General features: G+C 57.4%; 16 protein-coding genes. 4 read left to right on the top strand and 12 right to left on the bottom strand.

Going from position 1 to position 19,615, the window contains the following annotated elements; translation table 11 throughout:
• Positions 1-228: 228 nt before the first annotated feature.
• A complete protein-coding gene (locus IE123_RS04120; RefSeq protein ID WP_189515325.1) occupies positions 229-1,677 on the bottom strand; it encodes a glyceraldehyde-3-phosphate dehydrogenase in 1,449 nt (482 codons plus the stop codon).
• 388 nt (positions 1,678-2,065) lie between these two features.
• On the opposite strand from IE123_RS04120, the gene mfd reads away from it, so the two are divergent.
• On the top strand, positions 2,066-5,524 hold the full coding sequence (gene mfd, locus IE123_RS04115; RefSeq protein ID WP_189515324.1) for a transcription-repair coupling factor: 3,459 nt from the start codon (positions 2,066-2,068) through the stop codon (positions 5,522-5,524).
• Positions 5,525-5,661: 137 nt separating this feature from the next.
• Here mfd and IE123_RS04110 read toward each other — a convergent pair whose 3' ends face one another.
• The 3 genes from IE123_RS04110 to IE123_RS04100 all read right to left on the bottom strand — a co-directional run bounded on the left by IE123_RS04110 (position 5,662) and on the right by IE123_RS04100 (position 8,199).
• Positions 5,662-6,198: a hypoxanthine-guanine phosphoribosyltransferase gene (locus IE123_RS04110; RefSeq protein ID WP_189515912.1), complete on the bottom strand. Its 537-nt coding sequence runs from the start codon at positions 6,196-6,198 to the stop codon at positions 5,662-5,664.
• A 256-nt stretch (positions 6,199-6,454) separates the two neighbouring features.
• On the bottom strand, positions 6,455-7,453 hold the full coding sequence (gene nagZ / locus IE123_RS04105) for a beta-N-acetylhexosaminidase (RefSeq protein WP_229819580.1): 999 nt from the start codon (positions 7,451-7,453) through the stop codon (positions 6,455-6,457).
• A 35-nt stretch (positions 7,454-7,488) separates the two neighbouring features.
• Positions 7,489-8,199 carry a TetR/AcrR family transcriptional regulator gene (locus tag IE123_RS04100; protein ID WP_189515322.1) on the bottom strand — a complete coding sequence of 237 codons (711 nt, stop codon included), beginning with the start codon at positions 8,197-8,199 and terminating at the stop codon, positions 7,489-7,491.
• A 165-nt stretch (positions 8,200-8,364) separates the two neighbouring features.
• On the opposite strand from IE123_RS04100, the gene lexA reads away from it, so the two are divergent.
• On the top strand, positions 8,365-8,994 hold the full coding sequence (gene lexA / locus IE123_RS04095; RefSeq protein WP_189515321.1) for a transcriptional repressor LexA: 630 nt from the start codon (positions 8,365-8,367) through the stop codon (positions 8,992-8,994).
• A 35-nt stretch (positions 8,995-9,029) separates the two neighbouring features.
• On the opposite strand, the gene IE123_RS04090 is transcribed toward lexA, so the two are convergent.
• The 4 genes from IE123_RS04090 to topA form a co-directional block, all read right to left on the bottom strand.
• Complete coding sequence (locus tag IE123_RS04090) at positions 9,030-9,731, bottom strand: lipopolysaccharide kinase InaA family protein (RefSeq protein ID WP_189515319.1); 702 nt, start codon at positions 9,729-9,731, stop codon at positions 9,030-9,032.
• 89 nt (positions 9,732-9,820) lie between these two features.
• Positions 9,821-10,066 carry a hypothetical protein gene (locus IE123_RS04085; RefSeq protein WP_189515318.1) on the bottom strand — a complete coding sequence of 82 codons (246 nt, stop codon included), beginning with the start codon at positions 10,064-10,066 and terminating at the stop codon, positions 9,821-9,823.
• 89 nt (positions 10,067-10,155) lie between these two features.
• Positions 10,156-10,614, bottom strand: coding sequence for a DUF6586 family protein (locus tag IE123_RS04080; RefSeq protein ID WP_189515316.1), 459 nt, complete (start codon positions 10,612-10,614; stop codon positions 10,156-10,158).
• Positions 10,611-13,280 carry a type I DNA topoisomerase gene (gene topA, locus IE123_RS04075; RefSeq protein WP_189515314.1) on the bottom strand — a complete coding sequence of 890 codons (2,670 nt, stop codon included), beginning with the start codon at positions 13,278-13,280 and terminating at the stop codon, positions 10,611-10,613. Before topA ends, IE123_RS04080 begins: the two co-directional genes overlap by 4 nt.
• Positions 13,281-13,601: 321 nt before the next feature.
• Here topA and pyk point away from each other — a divergent pair, with 321 nt between their 5' ends.
• Positions 13,602-15,071 (top strand): pyruvate kinase, encoded by a 1,470-nt coding sequence (gene pyk / locus IE123_RS04070; RefSeq protein ID WP_189515312.1) that lies wholly within the window; start codon positions 13,602-13,604, stop codon positions 15,069-15,071.
• Positions 15,072-15,157: 86 nt separating this feature from the next.
• Here pyk and IE123_RS04065 read toward each other — a convergent pair whose 3' ends face one another.
• Both IE123_RS04065 and IE123_RS04060 read right to left on the bottom strand, forming a co-directional pair.
• Positions 15,158-16,108: a DUF429 domain-containing protein gene (locus IE123_RS04065; RefSeq protein ID WP_189515310.1), complete on the bottom strand. Its 951-nt coding sequence runs from the start codon at positions 16,106-16,108 to the stop codon at positions 15,158-15,160.
• Positions 16,108-16,731, bottom strand: coding sequence for an NUDIX hydrolase (locus tag IE123_RS04060; protein ID WP_189515308.1), 624 nt, complete (start codon positions 16,729-16,731; stop codon positions 16,108-16,110). Before IE123_RS04060 ends, IE123_RS04065 begins: the two co-directional genes overlap by 1 nt.
• Before the next feature lie 140 nt (positions 16,732-16,871).
• Here IE123_RS04060 and IE123_RS04055 point away from each other — a divergent pair, with 140 nt between their 5' ends.
• Positions 16,872-17,894, top strand: a complete 1,023-nt coding sequence (locus tag IE123_RS04055; RefSeq protein WP_189515306.1) for a zinc-binding alcohol dehydrogenase family protein — start codon at positions 16,872-16,874, stop codon at positions 17,892-17,894.
• Between the two features lie 49 nt (positions 17,895-17,943).
• Here IE123_RS04055 and msrQ read toward each other — a convergent pair whose 3' ends face one another.
• Entirely contained in the window at positions 17,944-18,561 is a 618-nt protein-coding gene (gene msrQ / locus IE123_RS04050; protein ID WP_189515304.1) for a protein-methionine-sulfoxide reductase heme-binding subunit MsrQ, read from the bottom strand.
• Positions 18,561-19,571 carry a protein-methionine-sulfoxide reductase catalytic subunit MsrP gene (msrP, locus tag IE123_RS04045; RefSeq protein ID WP_189515302.1) on the bottom strand — a complete coding sequence of 337 codons (1,011 nt, stop codon included), beginning with the start codon at positions 19,569-19,571 and terminating at the stop codon, positions 18,561-18,563. Before msrP ends, msrQ begins: the two co-directional genes overlap by 1 nt.
• Positions 19,572-19,615 lie beyond the last annotated feature (44 nt).

Below are 19,615 nucleotides of genomic sequence, written 5' to 3'. Positions count from 1 at the left end.
GTTTGACGCAAGCTATTGATAGCAACCGTTATTCCCGGTGATCCCCTTGGGTGATGATCAATCAGATGAGGTGTTTCGGTGATCCGCCAGAGCGGACATGGTTTAACCCGTTTAAAAAACCAGCCGTATTATAAGGAGCTGGAACATGAAAAACCACATGAGTTACAGGGGATTCACACGGGGAAAGGGTCTCTCCTGGACCAAAGTCCAGGAGAGCAGGAGCTGACTTCAGTTTGGCGAAGGGAAAGAAGGAAGACGCGCATGCGCCATATGCTGCACCAGCCGAATCACCTGAGCACTGTAGCCAAACTCATTGTCGTACCACACGTACAGCACGATATTTCTGCCGTCGACGATCGTGGCCTTGCCATCAACAATGCCACCATGACGGTTACCTACAAAGTCCGATGACACGACTTCCGGTGAATCGACGAAATCGATCTGCCTGCGCAGTTTCGAATCAATCGACATTTCGCGAAGATAGCCGTTCAGGGATTCCCTGTCACAGGCCTTTTCCAGTGTCAGATTCAGGATCGCCATGGAGACATTGGGGATGGGCACCCGGATGGCGTTGCCGGTCAGCTTGCCGGAAAGCTCCGGCAACGCGCGAGCGACTGCCTTTGCCGCGCCCGTTTCGGTCAGCACCATGTTCATGGGAGCGCTGCGTCCACGACGCTCTGCCTTGTGATAGTTATCGGTCAGATTCTGGTCATTGGTGTAGGCATGTACCGTTTCCACATGACCGCGCTCAATGCCGTAACGATCCGAAAGACATTTCAGAACCGGCACAATGGCATTGGTGGTGCACGATGCCGCTGAGAGGATCTGTTCGTCCTCACCAGCCTCATGCTCATTAATGCCATAAACGATATTCTTGATATCGCCCTTGCCCGGCGCTGTGAGCAGCACTCGTGCTACCCCCTTTGCGGACAAGTGTTTCGATAGCCCTTCCCGATCACGCCACTTGCCAGTGTTGTCCACCACGATGGCGTTGTCGATACCATAGGCGGTGTAATCAATGCTGTCGGGTGATTCAGCGCGTATAAACTGGATATAATTGCCGTTGGCAATGATGGCGTCGTTATCATGATCCAGTGTCAGCGTGCCGGGGAAGGGCCCGTGAATGGAGTCGCGACGTAACAGACTGGCGCGCTTTTCCAGATCAGAGCTGTCGCCGCGCACCACCACACCACGCAATCTCAGCGTACGCCCGCTGCCGGTTCGCTCAATAAGCAGTCTGGCCAGCAGTCGACCGATGCGACCGAAACCATAAAGCACCACATCCCGCGAAGCCGCCCCTGCCCCCTTGCCCTGCTGACCCACGATCGGCTCAAGGGACTTTCTTAAAAAGCCCATCACATCGTGCTCGCCACTGCGCTTGTACGCTACGGCGAGCTTGCCAATATCGATATGGGCGGGGCCGGGCTCAAGCTCGATCAATCGCTTGATCAGGGCGAAGGTGTCGCTAACCTCCAGCTCGACGTTTTCAGCATGTCGGGCATAGCGATGATGTTTCAATAACTGAATGACCGACTGATTGACCATGGAACGGCCATACATCAGTGGTACGACCTGACAGGTCCGATAGAGACGACCCAATAGCGGGATCATCTCCTCGGCCAGGGCTTCCTGTGCCTGCCACTGCTGCAGACACGTTTCTTCTTTTTCCATACTCACGTCAGGTTTCCTTGCAGTGATCGAAAACCTGCAGCGCCTGCCCTTGTTTTATGTGATATCCATGTTGGTATCGTGGGCACTCTCTCGGCAGCTGCAATCTTAAGGTGGCGGCATTATCGAAAGAGTGAAGCTTCCCCACAATGGTTGCGTAGTCGCAAATATGTAGCCTGACTACACCAAAGCATGTGTTGACAATGCTCCCGCGCAGCCGTCAGCTTTTTGCCTTTTGTCAGTATTGAAAAGCGCCACATGGGCGCGCCTGACCGGCGTGATCATGTATGGTTGCGGGATCTGCAATTGTTGAAGGAGACAGGTGTCAACGCAAAGCGCTTCCATTTCGACGATACTGTCCGCATTTTGTCCCTGTGCCCATCGATTGAAGTGAACCATGCCATCGCATAGCCACACCATTAGCCCCCTTGCGCCTCCTGCGCTTGCCCCTGCCCGGGAAAACACACGCTGGCGACTGCCCGAGGGCAGCGCTGATGCACTTGCCATGGCCCATCTGGCCAGTGCAGAAAACACCCCTTTGCTCGTGATTACGCCGGACTCGGCGGCCGCACAGCGTATGGCGGCGTCACTGCGCTTTTTCAGCGATCAGGAAGTTCTGGTCTTTCCGGACTGGGAAACGCTGCCCTATGACAGCTTCTCACCGCATCAGGATATTGTGTCGGAGCGGCTTCGCACCCTTCGTCAGCTGCAGCACCAGTATCAAAGCATCATACTGGCGCCTATCAATACCCTCATGCAGCGCCTGCCACCTACCGATTATGTTGCCGTTCAGGCGCTGCACCTTGAAACAGGCATGTCGCTGGACCGCCAGCATTTTCGCGAACAGCTTCATCGGGCCGGCTATCGCGCCGTCGAGACCGTTTATGAGCCGGGCGAATATGCCTTTCGTGGTGCATTGATCGATCTTTATCCGGTTGGCAGCGAGCAGCCGCTGCGTATTGATCTTTTTGATGATGAGGTTGATACGCTGCGCCATTTTGATCCGGATACGCAGCGTTCAAGTGAACGTATCAACCGTGTCGAACTACTGCCGGCCCATGAATACCCGTTGACCCAGGACGCCATTGCGCGCTTTCGTGAAGGCTTCGAAACACTTTTTGATGTTGACCCACGCCACTGCCCGCTTTATCTGGATGCCCTGCAGGGCATTCCATCCCCGGGTCTTGAGCAGTATCTGCCGCTCTTTTTTGAGCAAACTTCAACGCTTTTTGACCATATTGGTGACAGGCTGCGCTGCGCGCTGCTACCGGGCAGCTACGAGGCCGCTGAAAGTCACTGGCAGTCCATTACGGGACGCTATGAAAATCTGGGCGTTGATCCTACCCGCCCGCTGCTGCCACCCACCAGAGCCTTCGTGCCCGTGGCAGAACTCTTCGGCCATATCAACCGTTATCCACGCTTGCAGTGGCGCACGGATGATGAAGGCACACCGGTCGACGGTACAGCGCTGCCCGACATTGCCATCGATGGCCGGGCGCCCAAACCACTGGCGGCGCTGGAGCAGTTTCTAAACACCCACAGCGATCTACGCGTGCTGTTCGTGGCAGAGTCTCGAGGCAGGCAGGAAGCGTTGCACGAGACGCTGGCCCCCTTGAACCTGTCCCTGGGTGATACCGACAGCTGGCAGAGCTTTCTCGATGCCACGCAGCCTCATGCGCTGGTTGAAGGCGGGCTTGAGCGCGGGCTGTGGCTTGAAAGTGAAAAAATTCTGGTCCTGACCGAGACCGAGCTGCATGGTGAGATCGTGCGCCAGAGCCGGCGCCGCAGTCGTGCCACGGACGATAACGAGCTGGCCATACGTCATCTCTCCGAGCTCAGGGAAGGCGCGCCGGTCGTTCACAAGGCCCATGGCGTAGGCCGTTATCTGGGACTTGAAACCCTGCACGCTGGTGGCATGCCGGCCGAGTTTCTGACGCTCGAATATTCCGGCGGCGCACGCTTGTATGTTCCCGTGGATAGTCTGCACCTGATTTCGCGCTATGCTGGCGCCAGCGATGAAAGCGCGCCGCTGCACAAGCTGGGCAGTGATCAGTGGGAAAAGGCGCGCCGCAAGGCGGCAGAAAAAGTCCGGGATACGGCCGCCGAACTGCTGGATGTCTATGCCAGGCGTGAAGCGCGCGAAGGCTTTGCCTGCGAACCGCCGGGTCCGGAATACGCCCGCTTTGCTGCCACTTTCCCCTTCGAAGAAACGCCCGATCAGCGCATGGCGATAGACGCGGTGATCCATGACATGACCTCGCCCCAGCCAATGGATCGTGTTATCTGCGGTGATGTCGGCTTTGGCAAGACGGAAGTGGCCATGCGGGCCGCCTTTCTGGCCGTGCAGTCCGGCCGGCAGGTGGCGGTGCTGGTGCCCACGACACTGCTGGCACAGCAGCACTTTGACAACTTCCGCGACCGTTTCGCCGACTCGGCCATCAATATCGATATCCTGTCACGCTTTCAGGGTGGCAAGCTGCAATCACAGACGCTCGAGCGGCTCGGTGATGGGCGTATTGATATCGTCATTGGCACGCACAAGCTTCTGGGCAAGGAGCTTGAGTTTGCCAACTTGGGGCTGGTCATCATTGATGAAGAACATCGCTTTGGCGTGCATCAAAAGGAAAAGCTCAAGACGCTGCGTGCCGAGGTCGACATCCTGACACTGACGGCCACGCCGATCCCGCGTACGCTTTCCATGGCCATGAGCGGCATGCGCGACCTTTCGATCATTGCCACGCCGCCTGCTCGCAGGCTTTCGGTCAAGACCTTCGTGCAGCAGCGCAACCAGGCCGTCCTCAAGGAGGCCGTGTTGCGCGAACTGCTGCGTGGCGGTCAGGTCTACTATCTGCACAACGAAGTCAAATCGATCGAGGCTACGGCCGAGAAGGTCCGTGAGCTGGTGCCCGATGCACGTGTGGGGGTTGCCCATGGACAAATGGCCGAACGCGCACTCGAGCGCGCCATGTCGGACTTCTATCACAAGCGTTTCAATGTACTGGTGTGCTCCACCATCATTGAAACCGGCATCGATGTCCCCAGTGCCAATACCATCATTATCGAGCGTGCCGACAAGTTCGGTCTTGCGCAACTGCATCAGCTGCGTGGCCGCGTGGGCCGCTCGCATCACCAGGCCTACGCCTACCTGCTCACGCCGCCGCCCAAACAGATCACCTCGGATGCGACCAAGCGCCTTGAGGCCATTACACAGGCCGAAGATCTGGGTGCCGGTTTTACCCTTGCCAGCCATGATCTGGAGATTCGTGGTGCCGGCGAGCTGCTGGGTGAAGAGCAAAGTGGTCAGATCGAGACCATTGGCTACAGCCTTTACATGGAAATGCTCGACCGCGCCGTAAATGCCATCCGAAGCGGCAAGACGCCCAACATTGAAGCGCCCATGTCGGAAGGCGTCGATATCAACCTGGGCCTGCCGGCGCTGATCCCCGAGGAGTACATGCATGACGTTCAGCAGCGCCTGATCATGTACAAGCGGATCAGCAATGCCAGAAACGATGGTGAACTGCGAGAGCTGCAGGTCGAGATGATTGACCGCTTCGGGCTACTTCCGGAATCCGTCAAATACCTCTTCCGTCAGGCCAGCCTGCGCCTGCGTGCCGAACAACTGGGCATTACACGTCTGGAGGCAGGCGATAGCCGCGGTCGCATACAGTTCAGCGCGGAAACCTCGGTTGAACCCATGACGCTGGTACAGATGATGCAGAAAGCACCCAGCCAGTACCGCCTTGATGGCGCTGACATGCTGCGATTTGAACAACCCATGGAAACCGCCGAGGCACGCTTTGCTGCCATCGAGGCGCTGCTTGATCGGTTCAACCAGAAAACAAGGGCTGCCTAAGAGGAGATATTACGGGGCACAATGCAATGAACCGGCCATGATGGCCGGTTCATTATCGCTCGGATACATATGATGCTCTGCCCTGTCATCTGCTGCCCATCAGGCTCGCTGATGAGCAGCAGATGACAGGCTATTGGTCAGAGTCCACGTGGGGCAAAGATGCCTGGCGCATTGCGCCAGTAGCCCTTGTAGTCCATGCCGAAGCCGAATACGTAACGATCCTCGACCTCCAGGCCACAGTAGTCTGCCTTGAGATCCGGGACTGCCTTGCGGTCATGCATTTTTTCGACCAGCACCGCCGATGAGACACTTGCTGCGCCCGCCTGGTGGCAATATTCAAGAATGGCAGCAAGCGTGGCTCCCTCATCCAGAATATCGTCAACAATGACCACATGGCGCCCTGCCATCGGGATCTCGGGTGAAACCCGCCAGAACAGTTCACCGCCGCGCAGGCCACCGCGATAGCGCGTCGCATGAAGATAATCGACCTCCAGCGGGAACCCCAGTCTTGTCAGCAGATGGCCGGTCGCGATCAACCCGCCATTCATGACGCAGTAAAAGACCGGCAGCCGATCGGAAAGCGTACGCGTCAATTGCTCGGCCATGTCATCCAGTGCCTTTTCGACAGCAGGCAGATCGATCAGGCAGTCCGCCTCTTCCATCAAGACCTTCATGTCATTGTGATACTGGGCTATCTCGAGATGATCATCGTGCTTTTCAGTTATCGCCATCTGACTCACTGTCTGGATCGGTATCGAAGGAGGCCTTGCGCCGCTCATATCGCTGCGAGGTACGCACGGCGGTGGCACGGGATTTGAAAGGGGCGCTATCCTGCCGGGAATCGCGGCCGGGCTCAAGTGACTCAACGTCAGAAAGTCCAGACAGGATCCCACAGATCAACACAACACCCTTTGCAAGGCTGGCAGGAGGTCAGTCAAGTGCTGCCAGGTCCTCGGCGGTTTTCTGCCATCTTGGCAATGCCCTCAGAGCTTCAAGCGTCATGCGTTCGCCTTTAAAGTGAAGCGTTGCCAGGCGCTGGCGCGTTTCCTCATGCATGGTGTGCTGCTCAAGCGTTTGGCGGGCAAGCGCGGCTGCCTGGGCATCGTTGCATAAAAGACCAAGATCACAACCGGCATCAAGTGCTGCCATGACACGCTCGCCAGGCCCACCCGCCATGGCCGCCCCTTCCATGGAGAGATCATCGGAAATAATGACGCCCTCAAAGCCGATATTCTGACGCAGATAATCCAGCCAGCGGCGTGAAAAACCTGCGGGTCGGTCGTCGATGTTCGTAAAACGTACGTGAGCCGGCATGATCCCGGTCAATCTGTCAGACAGTGACCTGAAGGGAATCAGATCATGCGCTTCAAGCGCCTCAAGTGTGCGGGTATCTTCAGGCATCACGAGATGGGAATCGAGCGTGACACCCCCATGGCCCGGAAAGTGCTTGCCGACACTGGCCATGCCGGCATCCTCAAATCCCTGGATAAAGGCCCCGGCCAGTGCAACCACATGTTGCGGGTCATCAGAAAAGGCACGATTGCCGATGGCCGGGCAACGGTCATCATCCAGATCCAGCACCGGCGCAAAGGAAAAATCCGCCCCGCAGGCCGCCATTTCCATGGCCAGTAGCCAGCCAGTGTCACGAGCGAGCGTCAGGGCATTATCCGGAGCGTCCCGATAATACCGGCCAAGACATGCCATGGGCGGCAGTGCTGTCACGCCATGGCGAAGACGCTGGACACGCCCGCCCTCCTGATCGATGCCGATCACGATATTGGGGCGACACCGGCGAATGTCGTCACATAAACGACGCATCTGGTCGGGTGATTCAACGTTGCGCGCAAAGAGAATGATACCGCCCACGGCAGGATGTAATAGCCAGTCACGCTCTTCGTCACTCAGGCGCATGCCCTGGACATCGCACATGAGAGCCCCTCCGAAGGCTGGGGCTTGAGAATCGATCATGAATGCGTTCCTGTTCTGGCGTGGTGAGTCACATCAACATCCGAGTGATAACCCGGCACAGACGCCGACCCGATATCGGTAACAGGTGCGCGCAGGGCATGCAGGGCAACCGGCTTCAACCGCTGAGCCAGTTCTCGAATCGTAATGCGCTGATGATAGTCATGCTCTGCAATATCGCGCAGCGTATTGAGCCCGGAAAGGGTAAAGATGACCGACCCCAGCATGAAATGCAGTCGCCAGAAGCGTTCATCATCGGCCAGTTCCGGCGTGGCCTGCCTGAGCAGTTTCAAAAACCGTGAAAAGATATTGCCATAACGCTTTCCGAGCTCGTCACGAAGATGACGCTGTGTCTGTGAGTAGGCAAGCCCCAGAAGCTTCATGAACGTTCTCAGATCATGACTTTCAGAAGGCATCTCCAGCACACTGGCAAATAGCGTATCGAGAAGTCCTTCAAGATCCGCTGGCCCCGCCTCATGGGTCTCGAGCGCATCAAGGCGCGCATTGAGATCTGCACTGAACGGATCCAGGTATCTGAAGAAAACAGCCTGAATCAGCGCCTGCTTGGAGCCAAAGTGGTAATTGACAGCAGCAAGGTTGACCTCGGCTCGGCCGGTGATCCGACGCAGGGAAGTTTCGGAAAAGCCATGCTCGGCAAACAGAACTTCGGCCGCATCAAGGATTCGGGTCACGGTATCGGATGGCACCATGGAAAATATCAGTTCTCTGTCATGAAAATAAAACGTACAGGCCAGCATTTGATGATATCACCATTGCCACTTGACCCGTGTACTCACGCCAGCCTCCAAATGCTTGCATTGGCCTGATGACTGGATACAATCACATACTGTATACATCAACAATGGCCACTGCACATGACACGACCGTTGACCGCACGCCAACAGGCCGTATTCGATTTCATTGCGAGGACCATCAGTGAACTCGGCTACCCGCCTACGCGTGCCGAAATTGCCGGCGCACTGGGGTTTCGCTCACCCAATGCCGCCGAAGAGCACCTGCGTGCCCTGCGTAAAAAGGGCGTTATCGAAATGATCCCCGGCACTTCCCGCGGCATTCGCATTTCCGGTCAGGAGCAGGAAAGCGCGACAGCCGGCCTGCCGGTGATCGGAGAAGTCGCCGCTGGCAGCCCCATTCTTGCAGCAGAACATATCTCTCGTTACTGCCCGATGCCTGCCGATTTCTTCAATCCCGGTGCTGATTATCTGCTTCGCGTACGCGGGCTTTCCATGCGTGATGCCGGAATTCTTGATGGGGATCTGCTGGCCGTTCATCGCACACATGATGCGCGCGACGGCCAGATTGTCGTGGCCCGTCTGGGAGACGACGTCACGGTCAAGCGCTTTAAACGCCAGGGCAGCATTGTCAGCCTGATTGCCGAAAACCCTGATTTTGAACCCATCATGATTGATCTGACCCGACAGAGTCTTGATATCGAAGGTGTGGGTGTTGGTGTCATACGCGGTGATGATGGCAACGGCCTGTAAGCACTGAATGCATGAAGGTGCGCCTCCGGGCGCACCTAACGCACTCGTGGCAACATGAGCCGCGCCCTGTCCAGGGCAATTCCCGAGCGCTGATAAATGTCCATCATCAGATGGCACTCCTCATCACGCATTCCCATTGGACGCGCATCGCCAAAAAGGCGTGTGAGATCCCGCATGGCGGCCAGACGCGCCGATGGACGTCGCTGGCACTTCTCAAGATCTACAAGCGCCGTACTTGCCTGGCCATCGTCATCGATTCGAACCAGTACTTCCTTGGGATACAGATGCCCATGCTTGTAGCGGCTGCGGTGCAGTCTGATCAGGTTATTCGCCAGTGCCTCGAATATTGCCGTGCGCTGCATCTGCTCAAGCTGATCCGCCATTAGCATGGCCTGCAGGCTTTGATACCCCAGTAGCGCCCTGGTCACCATGACGGCCTGCCATCCCTGCTCGCCTTTTCTGGCCTTGAAAAAGACAGGGGGAGGTGCACTGACACCCAGCCTCTGGCATCGCTTGAGGGCCTGCCACTCACGTACCGTGGTGGGCTGGCCAAATGGATAGCGCAGGCTATGAAATAAATGGCCGTGCTGAATCTTCACATAGAAGGAAGGCCCTTGTGGGTCGGGCCTGATAAAGCGCACACCGCTGAGGCCACCCTTGCGCTCATTGGGAGGCTCTACCCACTCTCCCGGTGCCTGCCACCAGAAGTCAAAATCGCCCTGCGGGGTCTCTGACATAACACATTGATTCCGGATTTTTCAGGCCCGAAGACCTGAAACGATGATACCTGCCCATGGACAGGTATCGATCAGATCAAAAAGGTGGATCAATGAATGGCGGCAGGACTGAGGGCATCGATGGCATCATCTTCTTCTGCCAGCACGGAGCGGGAGATTAGATGATCAAGCATCTCGCGGGCGACATCAAAGCGATGATGGCGCAGCAGCTCAAGCGTCTGGGATGAAAAACGAATGCTGACCAGCGGCTCGTGTTCTTCATCGCTGTCAGCAGCGCGCAGCACAAACTGCCCATCCTCAAGCTCAACGATTTCAAATACAGCAGCTTCAGTCATGGGCCACCTCACCGATCCAATCAGCGAAGAACATTAAAGCAATGTTAAGGCCCTTTAATGGCGATGTCACGTTTATCAAATACAAGAAATTACCATTCATAACTGGTTTCACGAAGTCTTGGGAGCAATGCCCTGAAATCATCAAGACACCTGGCCAATTGCTGGGCAAGTGCCTCATGCCCACTGGACGCAATCATGTTGTCATGGCGCTGCAGCTGCGCAGCACCACTTTCATCATGAAGGCGATCAAGCAGATGCAATAATCTGGCAAGCCAGCTTTCCGGCTGGGCCATAAGCCCCCGCAGCAGTTCAATTTCCGCAACAGGCGCCGGCGGCTGCTCAAGCACCGTACGCCAGTGTGCCTGGGGCCACCGACAGGTATGCGCAATTTCCCTGATCACACTTTCAAGCGCCATTTCAAGCATTGAAAGCGCGCCTTCCTCGAGCGCCCGATGCCGCGCATCGGCGTGCTCATCATTACCTGCCGGCTGATCGAGCAGCAGCATGGCCTGATACAGCAGCTGATTGGTTCGACCCTGATGACTCATGAGGCCTGCTGCCCTGCCTTGCCGCCCTTTTTGGCACCAGCAACCTTTCGATTGTCTTCAACCTGCCAGCGCGCACCGTCCCACAGTGCCTTCCAGCCGGTTGCCTTGCCGTCCGCCTCGGTCAGCACGTACTGGCTTTTGGTCTTGCGAGAGAACCTGATCTGCGCCGGGTGGCCATCCGGGTCCTGCTCGGGTGCCTTTAAAAGAAAATGATACTTTTCGGGCAGCGCCTCATCATGCCCTTTGATCTCACTGACCAGCGGCGGTCGTGTTTCACGATTTTTGGGAAACTGACTGGCGGCCAGGAAAAGTCCGCTGGCGCCATCACGCAGCACGTAATGGTCGTCCACCTTCTGACAGGCCAGCTCCGGCATCGGGATCGGATCCATCTTGGGTGGCGCAGGTTCACCGCTTTTCAGCAGCTTGCGCGTATTTTTGCAGTCGTCATTGGTACAGGCGAAATATTTGCCGAATCGGCCTGTACGAAGCTGCATCTCTGAGCCGCACTTGTCACATTCGATGGTCGGACCTTCATAGCCCTTGATACGAAAGTGACCTTCTTCAATTTCGTAGTAGCCATCATCGTCGTTGCTGATATGGATCTTGCGCGTCTCGTCGATGAGATAGCTGTCCATGGCCGTGCCCGTATTCGGATTACGGCGCTTGGCGCGCAGGGCATCGGTTTCGGCATTGTCATCGGCATCGGCCGGTACCGCCTCATCGCCCGGCAAAAGATCGATGGTGGTCTTGCAACGCTCCTTGGGCGGCAGGTTGTAGCCTGAACAGCCCAGAAAGACACCGGTTGAGGCAATGCGGATCTGCATCGCCCGGTCACAGGTCGGACACCGAATGTCGGTCTCGATGGGCTGATTGGGCCGCATGCCCTCTTCGCCCTCGGCATGATCAAGCCGGGCGCGGAAATCGCCGTAGAAACTGTTGAGCAGATCCCGCCAGTCACGATCGCCATCGGCTACATGGTCGAGCTCATCTTCCATGCGTGCCGTAAAACCATAATCCAGCAGGTCATGAAAGGACTCTACCAGCCTGTCGGTTACGATTTCACCGAGCTTCTCGGCGTAAAAGCGGCGACTATCAAGCTTGGCATAGCCTCGCTCCTGGATCGTGGAGATGATGGCGGCATAGGTCGAAGGCCTGCCAATACCACGCTTCTCAAGCTCCTTGACGAGACTGGCCTCGGTGTAGCGTGCGGTCGGCTTGGTGAAATGCTGCCGCGGATCAAGTGCCTTGAGCGAAAGTCTCTCGCCCTTGCCCAGGTCAGGCAGCTGCTGATCCTCTTCCTTTCTGGAGGAAGGCTTGAGCACCCGGGTGTAACCATCAAAGCGCAATACACGCCCTTTCGCACGCAGCTCGAAGTTTTCCACTTCAATGCTCAGCGTGGTCGACAAATACTGCGCCGGCACCATCTGGCAGGCCAGGAACTGACGCCAGATCAGCTCATAAAGACGCTCGGCGTCACGCTCCATGCCATTGAGATCAGTTGCCGTACGACGCACATCCGTGGGCCTGATGGCCTCGTGTGCCTCCTGCGCGCCCGCCTTGCTGGAATAGACGTTGGGCGCATCGGGCAGGTAGTTGCTGCCCATTTCCGATTCGATATAGTCCCGGGCCATGCTGATGGCATCGGCCGACAGGTTGGTCGAATCGGTACGCATATAGGTAATAAAGCCTGCTTCATACAGGCGCTGCGCCAGGGTCATGGTCTTTTTGACCGAAAAGCCCAGACGACCACTGGCGGCCTGCTGCAGGGTAGACGTAATAAAGGGCGCGCCGGGCTTGCTGGAGGTCGGGCGATCCTCACGTCCGGTAATGACGTACTCGGCCTTTTCAAGCGGCGCAATCAGCGACGTTGTCTGTGCCTCACTGACAGGCCGGAACGCCTGACCGGCATGGCGTGCCACTTCAAAGCGGACGCTATCACCACTGTGGGCCTCAAGATCTGCATGAACATCCCAGAACTCTTCCGGCGTAAAGGCGCGAATTTCACGCTCACGCTCGACAATCAGACGCACGGCCACGGATTGAACACGCCCTGCCGATAGTCCGCGTGCCACCTTGTTCCAGAGCAGCGGCGATACCATGAAGCCCACCACACGATCCAGAAAACGTCGAGCCTGCTGGGCATGAACACGATCCAGCTTGAGCTCGCCGGGCGTTTCAAACGCCTGGGCAATGGCATTTTTGGTGATCTCGTTGAACACCACACGGCGATAGCGTGACGCATCCCCACCAATGGTTTCGCGCAGGTGCCACGCAATGGCCTCCCCTTCGCGGTCAAGGTCGGTGGCGAGATAGACGGCGTCTGCCTTTTCGGCGAGCTTTTTGAGCTCATCGACGACCTTTTCCTTGCCCGGCAGGATCTCATAATGCGCCTGCCAGCCATTTTCAGGATCAACGCCCATACGGCGGATCAGCTGATCATGGCTCTTGCGCTTTTTATAGACTGCCTTTTCCTCGGCAGACATCTTGCGTGTGGCAGCGGCCTGGCGCGCACGCTCGGAAGGGTCAGTGGCATTCTTGCCACTACCACTGGTCGGCAGATCACGAATATGACCCACGCTCGATTTCACGATGAAATCGTTGCCGAGGTACTTGTTGATGGTCTTGGCCTTGGCCGGCGACTCGACGATCACCAGTGACTTGCCCATAGATCTCCGTCTCTTCTGCCGGTCCTGCCGGCACTGTCATGTCAGAAAAGCCAGCATGTGTGAGTGTCCCGTGATCGGGACAGCTTCAGACACCCTGAAAATGCGACTACCCTACCCTGGCCTTATCCATGGCGCCACCGGATAAAAAACGGTGCACGACAATGATCTGCCATCTTCGTGAGCACATCGACGCTTCAGGACACGTCGAATGCCTCGACATTCTCGCGGGAGTCATCAAGACTTTGGCGCGTAGCCGTCGCACCCAAAGGGGTGAAGAAGGTATAGTGAATACATTCAGACACCGCATCAGGAGAATGCTTCATGACGAAAGCGACCGCCGGTCCGATTCGCCGCACCAAGATTGTTGCCACCCTTGGTCCTGCCAGTGACAAGGAGGGTGTCCTCGATGCCATGGTGCACGCGGGCGTTGATGTCGTTCGAATCAACTTCTCCCACGGCAGCGCCGAAGACCATCGTCGCCGTGTGGTTGCCGTGCGTGAAGCGGCTAAAAACCAGCAGCGTAATGTGGCTATTCTCGGCGACCTTCAGGGCCCTAAAATTCGTATTGCCCGTTTCGCCAACGGCTCGGTCGAGCTTGAAAATGGTCAGGACTTTGCTCTTGATATCAACCTGGGCCGCGATGAAGGCGACCAGCACCAGGTCGGCTGTGACTACAAGGAACTCGCCGATGACGTTGAAGGCGGCGATGTGCTGCTGCTTGATGACGGTCGCGTCGTACTGGAAGTCAAACGTGTCGATGGCGGGCGGATTGAATGCACTGTAAAGGTGGGGGGCAAGCTCTCCAATAACAAGGGCATTAACAAACAGGGTGGCGGTCTGTCGGCGGCGGCATTGACCGACAAGGATCGCGAGGACATGAAAACCGCGATCGAGCTGGAAGTCGATTTCCTTGCGGTATCCTTCCCCCGTTCCGGTGCCGACATGGAGCTGGCGCGTGATCTGCTCGGCGAGGCCGGCAAAAACATTGCCCTGGTGGCCAAGGTCGAGCGTGCCGAAGCGGTAGCCAATGAAGCCACGCTTGATGAGATCATCATTGCCTCTGACGCCGTCATGGTGGCGCGTGGTGATCTGGGTGTCGAAATCGGTGATGCCCAGCTTATCGGTGTACAAAAGCGCATGATTGCCCGCGCGCGCACGCTCAATCGTGCCGTCATCACGGCCACGCAGATGATGGAATCGATGATCGAATCCCCGCTGCCCACGCGCGCCGAGGTCTTTGACGTCGCCAATGCCGTACTTGATGGTACCGACGCTGTCATGCTGTCGGCCGAAACGGCCGCCGGCAGCTTCCCGGTAGAAACCATTGAAGCAATGGATCGCTGCTGCATGGGTGCCGAGCGCGAACGTGCCGCCCAGGAATCCAAGCACCGCATGGCCGATGAGTTTCATCGCATCGATGAAACCGTGGCGCTGTCTGCCATGTATGCGGCCAATCATCTTGAGGGTGTGGCTGCCATTGCCTGCCTGACCGAGACCGGCTACACCCCGCTGATCGCCTCGCGCATTCGCTCCGGCCTGCCCATCGTGGCCCTGTCGTCGCATCCGCGCACGCTGCGTCGCATGGCACTTTATCGCGGTGTCTTTGCCATCGAGTTCAACACCGACAACATGCCCAACGCCGAGGTCAATCAGCGTGCCGTGGCCGAGCTTGAAAAGCGCGCGCTGGCCAACCCGGGCGACTATGTCATCCTCACCCGTGGTGACCACGTCAGCGCCCAGGGGGGTACCAACGCCATGAAAATCGTGCAGGTCGGCGAACACATCGGCTGATCGTCTTCGCCCTTTCAGAGCGTTCCTACAGCCTCAAAAAAGGCCTTCATTCGAAGGCCTTTCATGTTTAGGCGCCCGTTCAAAATCTATTGGACGGCGGTGGCGTCTCGACAGAGTCCCAGTATCCAGCCCTCAAGATAACGCTCTTCGCAGGACAGGACTGAAGAAACCGGCAGTTTCCCTTCAACGATTGCAATCATCATCAAAAGTCCCAGCATGGCGTCAAAGGCATCTTCACCGTCGGCACGCTCACCGAACCCTGATTCGAGCGATGCCTTTGCGGATACCTCCCACGTCACCGGCAGATCGCTTTCCAGCAGGTGACGACAGGCATCAAGCCGGTCTGTCTGACGACGCTTGCTCTGACGCCCTGAAAAGCCAGCTCTCATCAGCCTGGCGGCAAGTGTTGGCCAGGTCTCACACAGAATGCAGTGATGCGTTTGCGCAAGGTCTTCGAGCGCGCCATCGAAGGGCCAGAGCGCCACCCCCTGATCAAGCGCCGGCAGGATTACCTCACACCAGCCCGTCTGGGCAGCCTTGCCAACCTGATTGGCGCCCAGCGTCCAGAAAAGCGGACAGGGCTTGCGCCCGGGCATGTCGCGCTCACAGCCTCGACGCAGCGCGTCAAAGTCCTCAACGTCAAGCGCCTGCGTCAGATCCGACTGGCTCACGCCCCTTGTGGCATGTTGCGGATAAAAGGGGCGCGTCAGCGAGATCTCTTCCGGTGTAGATGCCGTGTCAAAAAATTGCTGCCACCGCGGCGTATCCAGCATTGCCAGCCACGCTCTGAAATCCGTGACACCAGCCCGTGCGGCCCACTGCGCGGGCACACCAATCGGAAAGTCGAACCCGGCAAGCGTTGTACCGTGATCCGACGACATCAGTACGTTGTCACGCCAGCGGTAGACATGCTCAATACGGGCAGCATCACTGACCAGCCACTGACCATCGATGCGCCGGGCCTGGGCGTACCATCGCTTTGAAGGCGACAGGCTCCAGTCGGCATGCAGCAGTCGATCGATGCCGGCAATGACCATCAGTCGCTGTAGACCCCTGTGGCGCTAGAGGCGGCAAAGGCCCAGCATTCATGAATATCGATGGGCAGCGTTCGCCCTTCCGACAGCGGGGGCAGATCGTCCAGATCGAAAAACGCTGCCGCATCCGTCTCATTGTTGGGCACGAATTCACCGCCCTCATGGGTACAGACATAAAAAAGCTTGTAGATATGATCCGGTGAATAGTAGGCATAGGGATGAAGGCTGCGATCCTTGAGCATGGCCAGACGCGGCTGGCTCGCCCGGTGCCCGGATTCCTCGAGGATCTCCTTGAGCACGTTGGCACCGGGACTTTCATTGACATCGGCCCAGCCACCGGGAAGCGTCCAGAGCCCGTCCTTTATTTCGCGCACCAGCAGCACACGACCACTGTCATCAAAGACCGCACCACGCACGTCCACCTTGGGCGTGGCATATCCCCGATCAGGGATAATCAGATTTTCGATCCGTTCGATGGGTACATCACCGAGGACGGCAAACATCTGGTTGGTCAGTTTTTCCAGCTGTTGATAGCGCTCCATTTCATACTTGTTGGTGGTGTAGGTCTGCCCGGTCTGGGCGATGGATCTGAGTTCTTTTGCAAAGACTAACCAGTCATGCGTCATGCCACGCCTCTCCTGCTTTCTGTCACGCCGTGTTACCACAAGCACAGCGATTGGCATCGGCTGTCATCATGGTCCAGATTGATGGCTGATATTCTAGTGGATGACGCATGAGCATGCGTTCGTTAACTCAGGGAGAGGTCATGAAAGCCATTGCCACGCGCGGTGCCAGCGACATCAACGCGCCCGACGCTTTTGAAGAAATCGACATCGAGCGCCCTTCCCCCGGCAAGGAAGACGTGCTGGTACGCATTGAGGCCATTTCGGTCAACCCGGTAGATACCAAGGTTCGCGCCGGTGCGCTGGGCGAGATCAAAGAACCCACCATTCTGGGCTGGGACGCTACGGGCATCGTGGAAGCCCTGGGTGATAACGTCAGCGATCTGGACATTGGTGAGCGCATTTATTACTCGGGTGAAGTCAGCCGCCCCGGCTGTAATGCCCAGTACCAGCTGATCGATTCTCGTCTGGTGGCACGCGCCCCTCAGACGCTTGATATCGAGGAAATTGCAGCCATGCCGCTGACGGCACTGACCGCATGGGAGGCGCTGTTTGACAAGCTGCGTCTGGCACAGGACACCAGTGATCACGCTGATCAGACGCTTTTGATCATCAACGGCGCCGGCGGTGTGGGCTCGATCGCCATTCAATTGGCGCGTCAGTTAACCAATATTCACGTGATTGCCACGGCCTCACGAGAGCAATCCGTGCAGTGGTGCCGTGAGATGGGCGCCCATGACGTGGTGGACCATCATGATCTGGTCAATGAGCTTGATGGTCTGGGCATTGAAACGGTTGATTATATCTTCAACTGTCACGACATCGGTGTTCACTGGGACAACATGGTCTCCCTGATCAAGCCGCTGGGCGAGATCGTGGCGATCGCCGAGACCAAAACGCAAGTGGATCTCAACGCACTACAGGGCAAGGCGGCCAGCTTCCACTGGGAGTTCATGTTTGCCCGCCCCCTGCATGACGTGCAGCGTGAACAACAGGGTGCGGCGCTGGCCACCATGGCGCGCCTGCTGGACGAAGGTCGCCTGCGCAGTACACTGGGTGAAATTGTCGGGCCTCTGAGTGTCGAGAACCTCACCCGCGCGCACCAGATGCTGGAAGAGGGCCATACCATCGGCAAGCTGGTACTGACCGCGATGCCACAGGACTGATTTGGACTGCATCAAAAACGCCGGCCTCATGGCCGGCGTTTTTTCAGGATCAATGCTGCGTGTCGGAGATACGGCCACGGCGCGGGCGAACCCTGCCGAGTGCCCGTGAGATGACGGGAATTCGAAGCAGCATCAATATGACGCCGACAAAGGCGTAGCCACTCCACTGTGTCATGTCGGCACGCACAACCCAGAAAAAGTGCAGCAGCACCAGTGCCAGGGCGATATAGACAATTCGGTGCAGAAACTTCCAGCGTTTGCCCAGTCGCTTCATGGAATAGCGATTGGAGGTAACCGCCAGCGCCAGCAGCATCAAAAGTGCCGCAAATCCGACAATGATGTAAGGCCGACGCTGTAAATCCTCTCCCAGCGCCGAAAAATCAAGCCCCAGTATGAACAGCAGATAACTCGTCAGATGCAGCACGCCATAGCTGAAGGTCCAAAGCCCCAGCTGGCGACGAATCACGGCGAACCCCTTCCAGCGGGTCAGCTTCATGAGCGGAGTCAGGCTCAACGTCAAAAGCAACAGAATCAGCGCGCACTGGCCGAAATTGAGCAGCAGATACTGTCCGGGCTCGGGGCCGGCCTGCCCCGCTGCCACCTGCCAGGCCCACCAGAGAAAGGGCAACAACGCTGCCACGAAAATGCCACATCGCCAGAATCGCATCAAAAATACTTCCGCAGGTCCATGCCCTTGTAGAGTGACGCCACTTCTTCCCCGTAGCCGTTGAACATTTGTGTATCAATCATGTTGGTACTGAACAGGCTGTTGGGCAGTCGCCGCTCACGCGCCTGACTCCAGCGTGGGTGATCTACCTCAGGATTTACGTTGGAGTAAAAGCCATATTCATTGGCATTGATGGTGGGCCAGGCCGTTGAGGGCTGCTCCTTGACCAGCGAAATACGAACGATTGACTTGATGCTCTTGAAGCCATACTTCCAGGGAACCACCAGCCGCACGGGGGCGCCGTTCTGGTTGGGCAGTACTCGACCATACATGCCCACGCTCAAAAGCGTCAGTGGATGCATGGCTTCATCCATGCGCAGCCCTTCCTGATAGGGCCAATCAATCAAACCAAAACGGGAACGCTGACCGGGCATTTCCTCAGGGCGCATCAGAGTCTGAAAACGCACGAATTTCGCATCGCTGGTTGGCTCGGCACGCTTGAGGATGGCTGACAGCGGCACACCCAGCCAGGGAATGACCATCGACCAGGCCTCGACGCAGCGCAGCCGATAGATGCGCTCTTCAAGCTGATGCTCGCCCAGCAGCTGATCTACATTTAGCGTTCCGGGTCTGGCCACCTCGCCATCAATCTCGATGGTCCAGGGCTCGGTGGTCATGGCGCCGGCGCGCTTGTAGGGGTCATCCTTGCTGGTACCGAATTCGAAAAAATTGTTGTAGTGCGAGGCGTCGTTAAAGGGCGTGAGCTTATCGCTGTCCCCCGCCGTCACTGCTTCCCACTTTGCCTTCTCAAGACGGGAGGCAAACCACTCGGGACGCGCCCCCTTTTCGACGTCATCATAGTGCGAGGCCGCCCAAGCCCCGCGCGGCAGAGCCGCGGCCATGCCCAGGCCTGCCACGCCTGCCATGAAGTGGCGTCGCGCATGATAGACCGACTCCGAGGTAACCTCGTTTTCACCAATATGGTGACGCTTGCGTGTCTTGAGCAGCATGGCACCCTCCACTGAACAATCGTTACGATTACTGACCGTTACAT

Source organism: Kushneria pakistanensis, from assembly GCF_014652795.1.
GTDB classification, from domain to species: domain Bacteria; phylum Pseudomonadota; class Gammaproteobacteria; order Pseudomonadales; family Halomonadaceae; genus Kushneria; species Kushneria pakistanensis.
This window is presented reverse-complemented; position numbering and strand designations above follow the sequence as displayed.

What these genes read in the sequence shown, in the direction of transcription:
- mfd (WP_189515324.1), top strand. Translation starts at nt 2,066, where the DNA reads ATGCCATCGCATAGCCACACCATTAGCCCCCTTGCGCCTCCTGCGCTT.
- IE123_RS04110 (WP_189515912.1), bottom strand. Translation starts at nt 6,198, where the DNA reads ATGAAGGTCTTGATGGAAGAGGCGGACTGCCTGATCGATCTGCCTGCT.
- nagZ (WP_229819580.1), bottom strand. Translation starts at nt 7,453, where the DNA reads ATGTGCGATGTCCAGGGCATGCGCCTGAGTGACGAAGAGCGTGACTGG.
- IE123_RS04100 (WP_189515322.1), bottom strand. Translation starts at nt 8,199, where the DNA reads ATGGTGCCATCCGATACCGTGACCCGAATCCTTGATGCGGCCGAAGTT.
- lexA (WP_189515321.1), top strand. Translation starts at nt 8,365, where the DNA reads ATGACACGACCGTTGACCGCACGCCAACAGGCCGTATTCGATTTCATT.
- IE123_RS04090 (WP_189515319.1), bottom strand. Translation starts at nt 9,731, where the DNA reads ATGTCAGAGACCCCGCAGGGCGATTTTGACTTCTGGTGGCAGGCACCG.
- IE123_RS04085 (WP_189515318.1), bottom strand. Translation starts at nt 10,066, where the DNA reads ATGACTGAAGCTGCTGTATTTGAAATCGTTGAGCTTGAGGATGGGCAG.
- IE123_RS04080 (WP_189515316.1), bottom strand. Translation starts at nt 10,614, where the DNA reads ATGAGTCATCAGGGTCGAACCAATCAGCTGCTGTATCAGGCCATGCTG.
- topA (WP_189515314.1), bottom strand. Translation starts at nt 13,280, where the DNA reads ATGGGCAAGTCACTGGTGATCGTCGAGTCGCCGGCCAAGGCCAAGACC.
- pyk (WP_189515312.1), top strand. Translation starts at nt 13,602, where the DNA reads ATGACGAAAGCGACCGCCGGTCCGATTCGCCGCACCAAGATTGTTGCC.
- IE123_RS04065 (WP_189515310.1), bottom strand. Translation starts at nt 16,108, where the DNA reads ATGGTCATTGCCGGCATCGATCGACTGCTGCATGCCGACTGGAGCCTG.
- IE123_RS04060 (WP_189515308.1), bottom strand. Translation starts at nt 16,731, where the DNA reads ATGACGCATGACTGGTTAGTCTTTGCAAAAGAACTCAGATCCATCGCC.
- IE123_RS04055 (WP_189515306.1), top strand. Translation starts at nt 16,872, where the DNA reads ATGAAAGCCATTGCCACGCGCGGTGCCAGCGACATCAACGCGCCCGAC.
- msrQ (WP_189515304.1), bottom strand. Translation starts at nt 18,561, where the DNA reads ATGCGATTCTGGCGATGTGGCATTTTCGTGGCAGCGTTGTTGCCCTTT.
- msrP (WP_189515302.1), bottom strand. Translation starts at nt 19,571, where the DNA reads ATGCTGCTCAAGACACGCAAGCGTCACCATATTGGTGAAAACGAGGTT.